At 62.6% G+C, this 14,808-nt stretch carries 16 protein-coding genes; 11 read left to right on the forward strand and 5 right to left on the reverse strand.

The genetic code is table 11. The features are described 5' to 3' along the window. Nucleotides 1-53 precede the first annotated feature (53 nt). Both HBF32_RS03365 and HBF32_RS03370 read left to right on the forward strand, forming a co-directional pair. The gene (locus tag HBF32_RS03365; protein WP_166698212.1) at nucleotides 54-2,912 is read left to right on the forward strand and encodes a TonB-dependent receptor; all 2,859 of its coding nucleotides are present in this window, start codon (nucleotides 54-56) and stop codon (nucleotides 2,910-2,912) included. Nucleotides 2,913-2,932: 20 nt separating this feature from the next. Further along, the gene (locus tag HBF32_RS03370; RefSeq protein ID WP_205287687.1) at nucleotides 2,933-4,135 is read left to right on the forward strand and encodes a glycoside hydrolase family 27 protein; all 1,203 of its coding nucleotides are present in this window, start codon (nucleotides 2,933-2,935) and stop codon (nucleotides 4,133-4,135) included. A gap of 49 nt (nucleotides 4,136-4,184) precedes the next feature. On the opposite strand, the gene HBF32_RS03375 is transcribed toward HBF32_RS03370, so the two are convergent. Beyond that, nucleotides 4,185-5,021 (reverse strand): lecithin retinol acyltransferase family protein, encoded by an 837-nt coding sequence (locus HBF32_RS03375; protein WP_166698213.1) that lies wholly within the window; start codon nucleotides 5,019-5,021, stop codon nucleotides 4,185-4,187. A 289-nt stretch (nucleotides 5,022-5,310) separates the two neighbouring features. On the opposite strand from HBF32_RS03375, the gene HBF32_RS03380 reads away from it, so the two are divergent. From HBF32_RS03380 to HBF32_RS03400, 5 genes are all read left to right on the forward strand, one after another. Then, entirely contained in the window at nucleotides 5,311-6,417 is a 1,107-nt protein-coding gene (locus HBF32_RS03380; RefSeq protein ID WP_166698214.1) for a hypothetical protein, read from the forward strand. After that, the gene (locus HBF32_RS03385) at nucleotides 6,414-7,073 is read left to right on the forward strand and encodes a hypothetical protein (protein WP_166698215.1); all 660 of its coding nucleotides are present in this window, start codon (nucleotides 6,414-6,416) and stop codon (nucleotides 7,071-7,073) included. Before HBF32_RS03380 ends, HBF32_RS03385 begins: the two co-directional genes overlap by 4 nt. A gap of 102 nt (nucleotides 7,074-7,175) precedes the next feature. After that, a complete protein-coding gene (locus tag HBF32_RS03390; RefSeq protein ID WP_166698216.1) occupies nucleotides 7,176-7,622 on the forward strand; it encodes a hypothetical protein in 447 nt (148 codons plus the stop codon). 241 nt (nucleotides 7,623-7,863) lie between these two features. Then, the gene (locus HBF32_RS03395) at nucleotides 7,864-9,108 is read left to right on the forward strand and encodes a hypothetical protein (RefSeq protein WP_166698217.1); all 1,245 of its coding nucleotides are present in this window, start codon (nucleotides 7,864-7,866) and stop codon (nucleotides 9,106-9,108) included. Between the two features lie 104 nt (nucleotides 9,109-9,212). Next, a complete protein-coding gene (locus HBF32_RS03400; RefSeq protein ID WP_166698218.1) occupies nucleotides 9,213-9,584 on the forward strand; it encodes a hypothetical protein in 372 nt (123 codons plus the stop codon). A gap of 48 nt (nucleotides 9,585-9,632) precedes the next feature. Here HBF32_RS03400 and HBF32_RS03405 read toward each other — a convergent pair whose 3' ends face one another. Then, nucleotides 9,633-9,848 carry a GNAT family N-acetyltransferase gene (locus HBF32_RS03405; protein ID WP_166698219.1) on the reverse strand — a complete coding sequence of 72 codons (216 nt, stop codon included), beginning with the start codon at nucleotides 9,846-9,848 and terminating at the stop codon, nucleotides 9,633-9,635. A 70-nt stretch (nucleotides 9,849-9,918) separates the two neighbouring features. Then, complete coding sequence (arsH, locus tag HBF32_RS03410) at nucleotides 9,919-10,638, reverse strand: arsenical resistance protein ArsH (RefSeq protein WP_166698220.1); 720 nt, start codon at nucleotides 10,636-10,638, stop codon at nucleotides 9,919-9,921. Nucleotides 10,639-10,678: 40 nt separating this feature from the next. Here arsH and HBF32_RS03415 point away from each other — a divergent pair, with 40 nt between their 5' ends. Genes HBF32_RS03415 through arsB form a run of 3 tightly spaced genes read left to right on the forward strand, consistent with a single transcriptional unit; the run spans nucleotide 10,679 to nucleotide 12,636 of the window. Next, the gene (locus tag HBF32_RS03415; protein ID WP_166698221.1) at nucleotides 10,679-11,005 is read left to right on the forward strand and encodes an ArsR/SmtB family transcription factor; all 327 of its coding nucleotides are present in this window, start codon (nucleotides 10,679-10,681) and stop codon (nucleotides 11,003-11,005) included. Nucleotides 11,006-11,024: 19 nt separating this feature from the next. Then, nucleotides 11,025-11,537, forward strand: coding sequence for an arsenate reductase/protein-tyrosine-phosphatase family protein (locus HBF32_RS03420; protein ID WP_166698222.1), 513 nt, complete (start codon nucleotides 11,025-11,027; stop codon nucleotides 11,535-11,537). Between the two features lie 19 nt (nucleotides 11,538-11,556). Continuing rightward, nucleotides 11,557-12,636, forward strand: a complete 1,080-nt coding sequence (arsB, locus tag HBF32_RS03425) for an ACR3 family arsenite efflux transporter (protein WP_338039794.1) — start codon at nucleotides 11,557-11,559, stop codon at nucleotides 12,634-12,636. On the opposite strand, the gene HBF32_RS03430 is transcribed toward arsB, so the two are convergent. Then, nucleotides 12,545-13,336 carry a CPBP family intramembrane glutamic endopeptidase gene (locus tag HBF32_RS03430; RefSeq protein ID WP_166698224.1) on the reverse strand — a complete coding sequence of 264 codons (792 nt, stop codon included), beginning with the start codon at nucleotides 13,334-13,336 and terminating at the stop codon, nucleotides 12,545-12,547. The two genes, arsB and HBF32_RS03430, sit on opposite strands and share 92 nt — an antisense overlap. Then, on the reverse strand, nucleotides 13,333-14,088 hold the full coding sequence (locus tag HBF32_RS03435; protein WP_166698225.1) for an SDR family oxidoreductase: 756 nt from the start codon (nucleotides 14,086-14,088) through the stop codon (nucleotides 13,333-13,335). The genes HBF32_RS03430 and HBF32_RS03435 overlap by 4 nt, the downstream gene beginning before the upstream one ends. Nucleotides 14,089-14,152: 64 nt before the next feature. On the opposite strand from HBF32_RS03435, the gene HBF32_RS03440 reads away from it, so the two are divergent. Then, complete coding sequence (locus tag HBF32_RS03440) at nucleotides 14,153-14,800, forward strand: MOSC domain-containing protein (RefSeq protein ID WP_166698226.1); 648 nt, start codon at nucleotides 14,153-14,155, stop codon at nucleotides 14,798-14,800. Nucleotides 14,801-14,808 lie beyond the last annotated feature (8 nt).

Below are 14,808 nucleotides of genomic sequence, written 5' to 3' on the forward strand. Positions count from 1 at the left end.
TTTCCACAATGTCGGGGAGGGTAGCCGTGCAGCTAAAGAAATTGGTTGTGGCAATGGGTGTCGCCTGGATGATGGGTTATGGCGCACCGGGTTTCGCGCAGACAGCGACAGCCACATCACCAGACCCGGCTCCAGCCGGTACGTCACCCGCACCGCCTGCGAAGGCGGCCAAACCGGCCAAACCTGGCAGCACCGGCACCGATGGCAAGAAGGTAACCGAATTGGGCGCCGTGGCCGTGACCGGCCAGCTGGCGGCTCTACAGCGCGCCCAGGCGATCAAGCAGGATTCGGTCAATGTGGTCGACTCCATCTCCGCCGAAGAGGCCGGCAAGTTCCCCGATCCCAATGTGGCCGACGCGCTCCAGCGCGTCCCGGGCGTGTCGGTGAACCGCAGTGGCGGCGAGTCCAGCCAGATCGCCGTGCGTGGCTTCGGCCCCGAATTCGTCGCCGTCACCATCAACGGACGGCCGATGGCGACGGCCTCGGGCTCGCGCGCCTTCAACTTCGACGTACTCCCCTCGGAAATCATCAGCGTCGCCCAGGTCAACAAGACCTCGTCGGCGGATATCCCCGAAGTGGACATCGGCGGCGTGGTGGACATCCAGACGGCGCGGCCGCTGGACTTCAGTGGCTATCACGGGGCGTGGAGCGCCGCGGGCGTCAACAGCAACCTGACCGGCGACTGGAAGGGCAAGACGACGCCCAAGGCGTCGGGTCTGTTCGGCTGGACGAACGCGGACCATACGTTCGGCTTCATGGCCTCGGCCTGGTATTACAAGCGGAAGGACACCCAGCTCAATACGCAGGCCAACTCGTGGTACGCCGGCCAGGACATTTCAAAGCTGTCCGGCCTGAGCAACCCCAATTACACCAACGTGGCGGTGCCGGAAACACTGGCCAGCAACGTGCTGGACGAGACGCGCGTCCGCAAAGGCGTCAGCGGTGCCATCGACTGGAAGCCGATCGACCGGCTGACGGTCCAGTTCGACACCTTGTACTCGGCCTATAAGGTCGATCCGTTCGAGCACGAGTTCGGCGAGTACGGAAATACGGGCGACATCCAGTCGCTGACGACCGATCCCAACAACACGGTGCTCAGCTTCATACGCAAGGGCGAAGGCCCGAACGTCATGGCGAACGACTATGTGACCTCGTATACGCCAAGCTACGAAAAGAGCTACCAGAACGGTCTCAACCTCGGTTTCGACATCGACCAGTCGACCAAACTGAGCCTCGACGTGTCCACGTCCAAGGCCTGGAACAAGGAAAGCCCCAACGGGTACTTCCTCGTGGTCGGCGCGAAGAACTTCGGCACCAATCCCACCTGGACCAACGGCGGCAGCAGCCAGCCGCCGAGCTATTCGAACATCCTCTCGCCCACCAACACGGACATCCTCACGGCGCATTGCTGTAATGCGGGTTCCGGCAACAACGTCACCAACAAGATCGACAACTACACGCTGAAGCTGGACAAGTCCTTCACCGATGGCGCGCTCGCACGGCTCGAAGCCGGCTTCCAGTACAGCAAGGAATGGGTGAAGTCGGTGAGTTGGGGTACGCCGAACAGCATCCTCTGCAACGCCTATTGCGGTTACTCGGTCGACGTTCCGGCGGATGCGATCGGTGCGTACATCTACAAGGCGCCGCCGAAGATCCACGGCGTTTCCTCGCCCGGCTTGCCCGCGGAATGGATCCAGTACGACCCGCGGGCCTACCTGAGCTGGCTGGCCTCGCCGGCGGCTTACAACCAGCTCTCGCCCGAGAAGCGTGACGCCCTGCTTGCCGGCCTGGCCGCCAACGGCGGTACCTTCGACGCGGTGCCCAATCCCGGCAGCTACAACAACGTGGGCGAGAAGGAGAAGGCGTTCTTCGCCAAGGCCGTCTTCGAAGGCACGATGTGGAACATGCCCTGGGTCGTCGACGTGGGCGCGCGGTACCTCCACGTGGCCTCGACGTCCACGGCGGTCAACCAGCCCCCCATCGCGTATCGCATCGACCCGAACGACACCAGCAACGGTCAGGTCACCTATGGGCCGCTGGCCCCGCAATCGGCCGATGGCGGCTACCACAAGTGGCTGCCGTCGCTGAACTTCAAATGGAACCTGCTGGACAACCTGATCTACCGCTTCTCGTGGTCGAAGACGCTGACCCCGCCGGCGTTGAACAACCTGTACTACAACAAGAGCTTTGGCACGCGCCCGAACTCGCTGACCATCTCGCAGGGCAATCCGCAGCTCCAGCCCTATGCCTCGCGGAATTACGACATGGGCCTGGAGTGGTATATCGACGACGCCAGCTACATCGCGCTGGAAGGGTTCTACAAGAAGGTCAGCAACTTCAGCACGCTGGTGAGCACGCCGGTACCGTTCCTGACCAACGAGAACACGGGCCAGCCATTCATCTGGTCGCTCACCCAGCCGATCAACCTGAACTCCTCGAACATCTACGGCGAGGAACTGACCTTCAATTACCAGTTCACGCACCTCCTGCCCGATCCGTTCAATGGCCTGGGCATGGCTCTCAACTACACCCATGTGAAGAGCAGCACGAACCTCAGCCCGGGCGTCATCGCGGCATCGGGCAAGTTCGCGGTGCCGGGTATCGGCGACTCGGCCAATGCGAGCCTGTACTACGAGAAGGGCCCCGTGCAGGTCCGCGTTGCATACAACTGGCGCGGTAAGTACCTGGAGAGTCTTTCCTACGGTGCGGGCGCCACGCCGGCCACGCGCAGCGCCTATGGCCAGGTGGACCTGAGCGCCAGCTACGCGTTGGACAAGCACGTGTCGGTCTTCGTGTCCGGCACCAACCTGACCCACGAGCACCTTTACGACTATTCGGTGTACCGCAATCGCTTCCTGTATGCCGAAGCGGACGGCACCGTGTATACCGTGGGCCTGCGGGGCACCTTCTGATGACGACACGAGGACTGACGATGAGCGATACCCTGGCTAACCTCCTTCGAGGTACGGCTCTGTGCGGGCTCCTCGGCGTGGCGGGGATTGCCGCCACGCCGGCTAAGGCGGACGAGGCCGCATACGCCCTCCCGCAGATGGGCTTCAACAACTGGAACTCCACCCACTGCCGCGCCGAGTTCGACGAGGCGATGATCCGCGGCATCGCGGACAAGTTCATCAGCCTCGGTCTGAAGGACGCCGGCTACCGCTATGTGAACATCGACGATTGCTGGGCGAACTGGCAGCGCGACAAGCACGGCCGTCTTCAGCCCAATCCGAAGCGCTTCCCGAGCGGCATCGCGGCCTTGGCCGACTATATCCACGAACGGGGACTGAAGTTCGGCCTGTATTCCAGCGCGGGTACTTCCACCTGCGAGCCGTTGCAGGAGAATCGCGGTTTCCCGGGCGGCCTCGGTCACGAGAAAGAGGATGCGAAGACCTTCGCCTCGTGGCATGTGGATTACCTCAAATACGACAACTGCAACAACCAGAAGATCGACGCGCACAAGCGTTACACGGCCATGGCCGAAGCCCTGCGTGGCAGCGGCCGGCAGATCTTCTTCAGCATGTGCGAATGGGGCGAGAACAAGCCCTGGCTCTGGGCGGGCAAGGCGCCGGTCGAAGCCGGTTCCTGGCGCACCACGGGCGACATCAGCGACAACTACGCCTCGATGCTGAAGATCTTCAAGGAGAACGTGGTCCTCGACCGGTACGCGCACCTCGGCCACTGGAACGATCCGGACATGCTGGAAGTCGGCAACGGGGGCATGACGGATGTCGAATACCGCAGCCACTTCAGCCTGTGGTCGATCATGGCGGCGCCGTTGCTTATCGGCACCGACCTGCGCACGATCAAGCCCGATGCACTGAAGATCCTTCTCAACAAGGACGTGATCGCCATCGACCAGGACCCGCTCGGCGTCCAGGGCAAGCAGGTGAGGGATGCGGACGGCATCCATGTCATCGTCAAGCCGCTGAAGGACGGCGGTCGCGCGGTGGCGGTGTTCAATGAAGGCGATGCGGCGAAGGCCGTGACCGTGGCCGCTACCGAGGTCGGCCTGAAGGCCGGTGGCAGTTACACCATGCGCGACCTGTGGACGCACAAGGATGCGAAGGGCGATGGGTCGATCAAGGTCACGTTGGAGCCGCATGCGACGGCGATGTACCGGATCAGCGGGTGACGCGTTGAATCGACCGGGCGAAAGCCCGGTCGATTCCTCCAGCCAGTTCTCAGTCGCGAATCCACTTGTAGAGCTTGTACGCGCCGTAACCTACGGCGGCAGCGGCGGCCACTGGCGCCGCCGTGGCGATGACCACGCCGCTCGCCATGCCGCCTCCCACCGTGGCGCCGATGGTGGCGAGGCCGGAACTGATACCGGCGGCACTCAAGCCGGCGGTGCCCAATGCGCTGACCGCACCGATGCTGCCCGCTGTCCCGGCCACGGCACCCGCGTAGCTCGCGGCGCGCCCGACGGTCCGCGATTCGCGTTCGTCTTTGTCGAGCGCGGGGTTGTCGGCCAATACCGTGTTGTTGAGCAACGATGCCCCGGCCAGCCCGGGAACGGCTCCCAGGAGGCCAAGGCCGGCGACGGCACCACCGCCGACCACGGCGCCCGTGGAAGCCAGCCCGCTCATGATGCCGGCACCGGAAAGACCGGCCACCGAGCCGCTCGCGGCCACCACGCCCCGCGCAGCGAGTCCGGCCGCCGACGCGAACGTGGTTCCGGCCCCGCCAGTCACCTTGTCGATCTGGTCGCTGTGGTGACGATCGTTGATCGCCCACTCGCAGAAATGCTCGCAGTTGTTGGCCCAGACGGAATAATGGTTTTCGCCAATGCGCGAGCGCGCCCGGGCGATCACCTGCGTGCCGTCGTATTTCGGTGTCGCATGCTTCTTGACGTAAAAGTCCCGGCCGCTGCAGAAATCTTCAATAGCGACCTCTTCGATGGCACCGGCCCTCGGGCCATCGCACCATCCGGCGTAATGCACGACGCGGTTCTTGCCGATGTAGATGCCGTGGTGCGTATATGCCGATCGCGGCGACACCAGGTGCGAGCCTAATGCCATCAGTTCGCCTGATTCGGCCTCCGCGTTCGTTGCCAGATGATCGGTGGCATCCCAGATCCATGACGATTTGCAGACCGGGCAGGTAAGGGCAAGCTTTCCCTTGTCGGTCGGTACGCGCAGCGATTGAGAGCAATTTACACAGTCGATAAAAGTCGTTTCCATACATCCCCCTGTCGGTATGCCTCCGGGGGCCATCCCCGAAGGCCGTGTCCGTCATATATGATGCGGGAAATTCACCTTATCGTCACCTTTGTGAATATAGAGAGCGATCGTCACGTAGGGAGCGGACATGGAACGACTTGGCGAACGGCGCATAGCGCGATTGTGCTGGAACACCAGGCGGTGGGCGTCGCCCTCCGGCCGTCCGGGCAAGACCCGGTCCGCCAATGCTTTCGAGGGTACCCATGGTTACGGTCATGAGGAGTGGCTGTTCGACTTCGAAAATCTCCACGAGGGATGGCAATACGGCTTTATCCAGGGCGTGAAGCATGCGCACCGTGGCAGGACTTTCGACCTGTCGCTCTACGCCATTCACGACACAACGCGCATTCGCTATTGGGTAGGCACGATCGCGGGCGTGGAAGTGCTCGACGTAGATGCGGCCCTTGCCGCCAGTCGACGCATGAGCCGAATAGGCATGCTCGATCGGCTGCGAAAGTCTCTCGAGGTCTTCAAGCTCAAGGGCGAAACGCTTCACGCCAACGACGGCCACCTCGTGGTCAATGTGCGCTTCCGTCCCGACCGGATGTCGATCCTTCCCGAACCGGTGGCCTTCTCCCGGTTGCGACTGCCTACGAGCCGATACATCCTCCAGGCGCCGCCGGAAGGACTGGAGGTGCTGTTCCAGCCGGGTTCCGGCCAGGATCGTGTGTTCAAGAGAGGCATAAACACCGAAGTCGGCACGCGGACGACGTTCGGCAGGACCATCGAGGTGGATCCCGTCCATGCCAAATGGCAAGCCCGACTCGAGAAATCGGTTCCGAAGGCTCTCCCGGGCGCCACGGTCGATGCGGAAATGAGCATCGATGGCCATGCGGTCGATCTGGTCATCGATCATGGGGGAATCAGGGCCTTCGTTGAAATCAAGACCGACGCCTCTCCGCGCCGGGTCATTCGCGCGGCGCTCTCCCAGCTCATGGAATACGCATATTGGCCCGAGGAGATGCGTTGCGACGTGCTGCTCATCGCGGGCGGCGTGCCGGCCGGGCCCGAGGAAGAGTGCTATCTGGCGATGATCCGGCGCGACTTCGGGATTTCCGTCTACTATGTGCACATTGTCGACGGGCGGATTCCGGGTATTGCGGACCTCTGGCCGCGCCTCGTTGCGGGCTCTGTGCCGAAACGCAAGGCTGCGGCGAGCGGAGTCGCGTTGACCCGTAGGAGGGGCGGTCCATGAATCTCGAGGAACGGATGAGCCGCTTGGAGCGGCGCTGCAACCGATTGATGATCGCCTGCACTTTGTTGGTCGCGCTATTGCTCGCTCTCGGCTTCCTGCATATCGATGCCGAGCGAACGACTGACGGCATTCTTCATGTCCACGGTCTGGTCGTCGAAGACGCACAGGGAAGGGGAAGGATACTCCTCGGCGCACCGTTTCCCGACGTCCCCAACCGCATGCGCCACGATGCAGGAACGATGGCGATGCTGTTCCTTGATGAACAAGGACATGATCGGCTGACGATCGGGCAAGCACTTCCGCCACAGATTCAGGGCAGAGTGCCGGAAAACTTTCACAGGATCGGTGAAGCTGTAGGCGTCTTCTTGCACAACACGGTGGGAGACGAGCGTGGTGGCATGTCGTGGCTGAGCAACGGTCGGGGAGCCATTTCCTTCGACTACCCGGACCGGGATGCCATAGGGATGTATGTCGACGATAAAAGCAGGTCGGCGACTTTCGTCCTTGAATATGCGGACGAAGCCATCGGCGATGTGAGCTTTTTCGAGATGACCGCCAAGGGTCAAGGAGGACGCTTCAGTCTGTTTGACCCGAAGGGGCAAACCAAGACGCAATGGACAGTCGACAGAGGTATCGTCCTGCCTGGACGACCTTAGGGAATGCTCGGGATTGAGGTAGAGCTGGATCTTGGTCAGGGAGCTAACAGCGTTTTCCAGCGCGGGCCCAGGCCCGACCAACCTATGGTGCAGGAGAAACGGATGCCGATTTACCGCTCCCCACTCGGGTTCATGATCGCGACGTTGGTCATCGGCGCAGGCGCTTGTACTTCTGGCGTTTCAACTGCCAGAGAGCGTGAAACCACCGTCTGCGAGTTGCACGACGCGCTGGCTTCACCACCGTCAGGTCGCGTGCATGTCAAGGCCTTGCTCTTCGCAGGGCCGCGACATGGCACCATTCTCACCGACGCTCGGTGTCGCGGAAAGAGCGTTGGCGTCCGGTTCGTCGATCCGATTCCGTCGGGGTCCACACTCGAACGGTTCGAGAAGGCTTTGTCGGGCGATGTCATGGATCTCTCCCTTCGGGCGTTCGAAGTCCAGGTTTCCGGTGTGGTAAAGCCGGCCGGGCCTGGCATGCCCGAATCCCTGTTGGTTATTGATCGTGTCGACAGCTTCAGCAAGCAGGAATCCGCGGACATTTCCCGTTGAGGCAGGTATAGCGTCGTTCCATCCATTGGATTGATACGATTCCAATTGCCTGAGATCGATCTCGGCGGGGACCCCGGGAAAAGCATCGTGATTCTCGACAAGCGCCGGTAGCGATCGTCCAGACGCCGAGGGCCACCTATGTGAGTACGTCTGACGGTCTGGTTCGGACCGATGCTGACGAGAATGGCCAGATCCAACCGGAATGTGCAGCGGAACAACCAGGATCCCTTAGGGGGGGGGCATGAGCAATAACCGCGTACGAGTCAACGTGTGTCGTGGCCTGCGATTTCTTGGTGCGGCCCTCATGGCTTTGTGGCTTATCGGCTGCTCCACTAACGGACCGCAGATATCGGACAGAGTAAAGGTGTGGACTCCCATATTCTCGGACAATCGGGTCTACAGGCTTGAGGAAAAAAGCTCGGGTGGAACCCAGGCACTGACGTCGCTCGACACGCCCCCTGTCAAGGACCTCGTCGAGCCGAACTCGCCTCTGACCATCATCATGCGGTCAGTCGAAATTCCAGAGTACGAAAAGGCAGGGCCTATCAGTAAAAATGCGGACTACGCTGTCATCGTGGACATAGGAACGGCAGCCGATGGAACATCCCAATCCGTTGTCGTCTGGTATCAGCGTGGCGTGAGTGCCGGTCAATCACTGAACTTCTCGAACTTGATCGTCTACTACGAGCCTCGCTGGGATCAGCGTGTTGCTCCGTACTTCCGGGTTCGCGTCATGGACGTTACCAAGGAAAAAAACGACGAGACGCGCCGCGATCTTGACCGGATACAGAAGCTAAGTATGAATGTCGCAGGTTTGGCGTCGAATCCCATAGTGGTGCCTTCGGTCGCCGTAGCATTCAATGTCGCGGATCTTATTCTTTCCCATGAAGAGAACCGTTTGGTGCTGGACTATTCGGTCCAGCTCTATTCGGCGGCCGCCGCAGCGGCCGCGGGGTCCGGAGGCCTTGGTCAACTCCAAAAGGGATCGTACATAGTAGTTGGCCGACCAAACGGGGCCGACCGGACCTATTGGAACTCGAAGTTTGCGTTTTCTCCTGATAGCCGCATACTCACCGCTGACGGAACAAATCAACATGTTCCTGTCGCTTTGATCACCGTAGGCGCATTCGAGAGTATCGTCCCGAAGCTGGTCGTAGATCGCTCCGTAGCCTTGACCAAATTGCTGTCTGACGATCCCCAATCAACGGCCATAGAGCAGATCGATCATGCTTCAACACTCCTCGGAGCAAGTGTCGAAGCGTATGTGATGGGAGAAAAGCTTCGTCGCTACAACGACGCCAAGTGGGTGGACGACATGATTCCGAGGATTACGGCGAAGTCTTTTCAGGATCTCATAGGGGCGGAAGATCAATTCTTTCTTTTGAGAGCGCTGTCGGATTGCCTGAGGCCCAAGGCACCCTTCGCAAACATAGAGGAGGCGCGCCTTTACCGCATAGCCCATCCCGATCAGGAGTGTGCTCGATGAAGGTTTCTTGCATCGTGCGTCGCGCCGCGTGCTTGGTACTCATTGCCATGGTGTTTTCTGGTTGCGCCACAAAGCAATTCAGTGCAAACGTAGGACCATCGAGGATGGATAGCTATTCGATCTATCTAACTACGTTGAAATTGGATCATGGCGTAAACGACACTAGTACCCTATTCGATCGATTGCGTGATCATCTAAGCGATGAGTTGACGAAACAGGGCTTCGCAGGCGCGTCATCATCCCTGGATCAGTACTACTGGGTGGACGTCGATGTCGGCGAGAATCCCCTGCGATTTTGGCACTTTGGTATTCAATTAGCTCCGACGCCGCAGGATGGTGGGGGGATCGCTGTAATCTTAAGAGAGGCCAGCGATATGCGTGGACCCAAATATGCCCCTCAACCCGACGAACTGGGCGCAAACCTGCGCTCGAAGCTGAAAGCGGCATTTCAAGCGGCAGTAAGCCCCGGCATGTGAGAGGAAAACGGCAACCGAAGAGGACGTCGCTTTATTGGTTATCGGCAACTAAACCTCGAGTTCCTTGACCATCACCAGAGCGCTGGCCGGGCACAAGCCGGCAAACTGCCGGGTGCTCCGGATATCGGCAGGCACCTCCTCTCGATCGACACGCCGATAGCCGCGTTCGACGAAATAATCCGTGGCTGTCGTCGTCAGCAGGAACAGCTTCGCGAAACCCGGGCGGCGGCATGCCGTTGAACAGCCACCACCAGCATGTGCCATCGCGGTCTTCCGGTCGTGCCCTTTCCACGCGCTTCATCGGAGATGGTTCCTCGTACGGTAAGGTGGAAATTCAGTCCGTTTCCACAACGCCCGCCGCGCGTGCCAGCGCGCGGGCGGCATCGCCCTTGCGCTCACTGTAACGGCTGACCAGATAATCGCTGCGCCCGCGCACCATCAGCGTGAACTTCATCAGCTCTTCCATCACGTCCACGACGCGGTCGTAGAACGCGGAGGGCTTCATGCGCCCCTGGTCGTCGAATTCCTGCCAGGCCTTGGCGACGGACGACTGGTTGGGGATGGTCACCATGCGCATCCACCGGCCGAGCACGCGCAATGCATTGACCACATTGAACGACTGGGATCCCCCGCTGACCTGCATGACGGCGAGTGTCCGCCCCTGGGTCGGACGCACGCTGCCGTCTTCGAGGGGAAGCCAGTCGATCTGGTTCTTGAAGACCCCGGTGAGGGTGCCGTGGCGCTCGGGGCTCACCCACACCTGGCCTTCCGACCAGGTGGACCAGTCGCGCAGCCGCTGCACCTCGGGGTGACTGGACGGCACGCTGTCGAGCAACGGTAGCTGGTGCGGGTCGAAGACGCGGGTTTCCGCGCCCATGTGACGGAGTACCCGTTCGGCTTCGAGCGCGAGCTTCCGGGAGAAGGATTGCGGACGCAGGGAGCCGTAGAGGATGAGGATGCGGGGCGGGTGGCCGGCGTCTTCGACGGAGCGGAGCCGGGGGGCTTCCGGACCGGGCAGCAGGTCGGCGTGGAGGTGGGGCAGGTCGGTAGGCATGGGCTTGTTCGAGGCTCGGTGTTTCGACTATTCTAGTTTTATGGAAACGAATGATGCAATCGCCGCCCTCACGGCGCTGGGCCACGCCAAGCGTCTTGCCATCTTCCGGCTGTTGGTGGTCGCCGGTCCCGCCGGGCGCATGGCCGGCGACATCGGCGACGCGCTGGGCATGCCCGGCGCCACGCTGTCGTTTCACCTGAAGGAGCTGGTGCATGCCCGCCTGATCACGGGGGAAGCCCAGGGCCGCTTTGTCTGCTACCGGGCGGCTTTCGATGCCATGAACGGCCTGATCGCCTACCTGACCCACAACTGTTGCGCGGACAGTCCCGGTGCCGAATGCGCACCGTCGACCGACGCCTGCTGCTGACCCCGCCAAGGATCTTGCCGTGACCCATCGCGTTCTGTTCGTCTGCACGGGCAATTCCGCCCGCAGTGTCCTGGCCGAAGCCACATTGCGGGCCTGGGGTGGAGGGCGTTTCGAGGCGTTCAGCGCCGGCAGCCAGCCCACGGGACGGGTCAACCCGTATGCCCTCGCCACGCTCGGCGCCGATGGCATATCCACGGCGGGTCTGCGCAGCAAGTCATGGGACGAATTCTCGGGAGAAGGCGCCCCGCCGATCGACCTGGTCGTGACCGTGTGCGACAGCGCGGCCGCCGAACCCTGCCCGGTGTTCTTCGGCGACTTCGTGCGCACCCACTGGGGCCTGCCCGATCCGGCGGCGGTGGAGGGCGACGATGCCGCGAAGCGTGCGGCCTTCGCGCAGGCGCACGCCACGATCAAGGCGCGCCTCATGGCCTTCCTCACGTTGTCGCCGGAGACCTGGGCGGATCGCGAGGCGTTGAAGACCGCGCTGGATCGCATCGGCTTCATCCAGTCCGAGGATGCCGCCCGTGTCTGACTCCGTCGCCCGTCCGTCCATCGGATTCTTCGAGCGATACCTGACGCTGTGGGTGGCCGCGTGCATCGTGATCGGCACGGCGCTGGGCCATTGGTTACCCGGGCCGTTCACCGCACTGGGTGCGATGGAAGTCGCCAGGGTCAACCTGCCGGTCGCCGTGCTGATCTGGCTGATGATCGTGCCGATGCTGTTGCGTATCGACCTGGGCGCGATGCGTCAGGTGAGTCGGCATTGGAAAGGCATCGGCGTCACGCTGTTCATCAACTGGGCCGTGAAACCCTTTTCGATGGCGCTGCTCGCGTGGCTGTTCCTGCGCCATGTCTTCGCCGGTTACCTGCCGGCGGAGCAGGTGGGAAGCTATGTGGCCGGACTGATCCTGCTGGCGGCGGCACCATGCACCGCGATGGTCTTCGTGTGGAGCAACCTCTGCGGCGGCGAGCCGAATTTCACGCTGAGCCAGGTCGCCATCAACGACGGCATCATGGTGGTGGCCTTCGCACCCTTGGTAGCGCTGTTGCTCGGCGTGTCGGCCATCACCGTCCCCTGGACGACGCTGGTCCTGTCGGTGGGCCTTTACATCGTGCTGCCCGTGATCGGAGCCGCGCTGCTGCGGCGGGCGATCCTGGCGCGCGGCGGCGAGACGGCCTTGGCGGAGTGGCTGCGTCGGCTGGGCCCCGTATCGCTGGCTGCGTTACTCGTCACCCTCACACTGCTGTTCGGGTTCCAGGGCAGGCAGATCCTGGCGCAACCGCTCGTTATCGCCATGCTCGCGGTGCCCATCCTGGTGCAGGTGTATTTCACCTCGGGGCTGGCCTACCTGCTGAACCGCTGGCTGGGCGTCGAACACTGCGTGGCGGGGCCATCGGCGTTGATCGGTGCCAGCAACTTCTTCGAGCTTGCCGTGGCGGCCGCGGTCAGCCTGTTCGGCCTGAACTCGGGCGCGGCATTGGCGACCGTCGTGGGCGTGCTGGTGGAGGTGCCGGTGATGCTTTCGGTGGTCCGTATCGTCAATCGCTCGAAGGCCTGGTACGAAGGCGCCACACCCGCCAGGCGACGCATGCCACGAGCGCATTCAGAACCATCATCCCGACCCAGATAAGCGGTTGCGAATCGGCCGGGATGTCCGAACGAAAGACCGGTTGCCAGAGCGACCCGGCGCTCGTCCGCAACCACGCATCCTGTCCCAGGTTGTTGGCAATGTGGAACGCCGCGACGAAAGGCAGGCTGCGGGTCGCGAGCATGAGGCAACCGTACATGACGCTTGCGGAGCCGACGACAAGCAGGGCTGCCAGCCACGGCACGCCACCGGCCATGTGCATGCCGACGAAGATCGCGGTGGGTACGAGGACCGCCATGACGGCACCGATGCTGCGCAGAAGGAAATACATGCCATAGGTTCGGTAGCCCACTTCCTCGGCGATGCCCATGCCGATGCTGGCGAGCGTTCCCAGCACGAAGGCCGTCCCGCTGAATCCGGGATTGGACGTCCAATGGAATGGCGAGGCGAGGTAGATCGGTATCGACCAGGCAAGGGCGAGGAGCAGGCCGCCCGCGAGACCGGTCGGGACCTGCCACCACGCACGGCGGGTTAGGCCGTAGCGCGCCCAGGTCGAGCCGCCTCTGCGCAGGTAGACCCAGGTCAAGGCGACCACGAGGCACATCACCAGCGCGCATTTCGCGAACCACGCCACCATGGGGCCCGCCGTGACCGGCACCAGGAGGGTGGTCGCCAGCGAACCGCCGAATGCCGAAAGCGCGACGAGCAGGAAATATCCCGCGATATGGAAGAAGGATTTCATCGGCCGCCGGCAACGTCGAGGATCGCACCCGTCGTGTACGACGCTTCGTCGGAGAGCAGCCAGACGATGGCCGCGGCCACTTCGGAGGCCTGGCCCGGACGTTGCAGCGGAATGACGCCGGCCCGCTGCCAGGCCCTGTCGGGCTGTCCGCCGCTGGCATGTATCTCGGTATCGATGATGCCGGGCCGTACGCAGTTCACCCGTACGCCTCTGCCCGCCAGCTCCTGCGCCAGTCCGAGCGTCAGCGTGTCGACGGCGCCCTTGGAGCCCGCGTAATCGACGTACTCGTTGGCCGAACCGATCCGCGAGGCGATGGAGGAAACATTGACGATGGCACCACCCGGGCCGCCTCGATCCGTGGAAAGGCGTCGTGCGGCTTCCCGCGCGCTGAGGTAGGCACCCAGAATATTCGTATCGAAGACACGACGCATCCGCGACACGTCCATGTCCGCGAGCAGGGAGGCCGGGGCGACGATACCCGCGTTGTTGACCAGCGCCGTGACCGGACCGAATGCTTCGGCGAGTCGATCGAACATGCCGATGACATCGCCTTCGATCGCGACGTCGCCCTGTATCGCCAGGGCCTGTCCGCCGGCCCGTTGGATGGTCGCGACGGCTTCCCCGGCGGCGCCGGCATCGCGCTGGTAGTTGATGCCGACCTTCCAGCCGCGAGAGGCCGCCAGTTCGGCGGTCGCCCGGCCGATGCCGCGGCTTCCGCCGGTGATGAGAACCACATGTCCTTGTTCGCTCACGTCGGACGCTCCTGGAATACAATGGCTTGACGTTGGTCATGAATCCTAACAAAGCCCTCCCACGATGAGCGATGCATTCCCCATCGGAAAGGTCCTGATCGGAGCCATCGCCCTGCTGGGCGACTCCGGCAAGACCAGCGCCATCCACAAGGTGCCGACGAACCGGCGCATGCGCGCGACGCGTATCGGATTCGCCGACGATAGCCAGGCGGACCTGAAGCACCATGGCGGCGAAGAAAAGGCCATCCACCATTACCCCTTCGATCACTACGCGGGCTGGCGTGAAGAAGTCGGTGCCGCACCCGTGCTGGAGCGGCCCGGCGCGTTCGGCGAGAACCTGTCGACGAGCGGATTGACCGAGCGGGATGTCTCCGTCGGCGATGTTTTCCGGATCGGCACCGCCACGCTCCAGGTGAGCCAGGGGCGTCAGCCGTGCTGGAAACTCAACGCCCACTTCCAGGTCGAGGACATGGCCTCACGCGTTCAGACGTCGGGCCGGACGGGCTGGTACTACCGCGTGCTCGAGGAAGGGGACGTATTGCCCGGCGCGACGCTCGAACGCATCGACAGGGCGACGCCGGAATGGACGATCGAGCGCCTCTGGCGCACGCTTTACGTCGACCGGCACGACCGCGACTCGCTGGAGGCGCTCGCCAACCTGTCCACGCTGTCGGAAGGCTGGCGGCAATTGGCGGCCCGACGGGCGCGCTGACGCTCTCG

It is taken from the genome of Luteibacter yeojuensis (assembly GCF_011742875.1).
Lineage (GTDB): Bacteria > Pseudomonadota > Gammaproteobacteria > Xanthomonadales > Rhodanobacteraceae > Luteibacter > Luteibacter yeojuensis.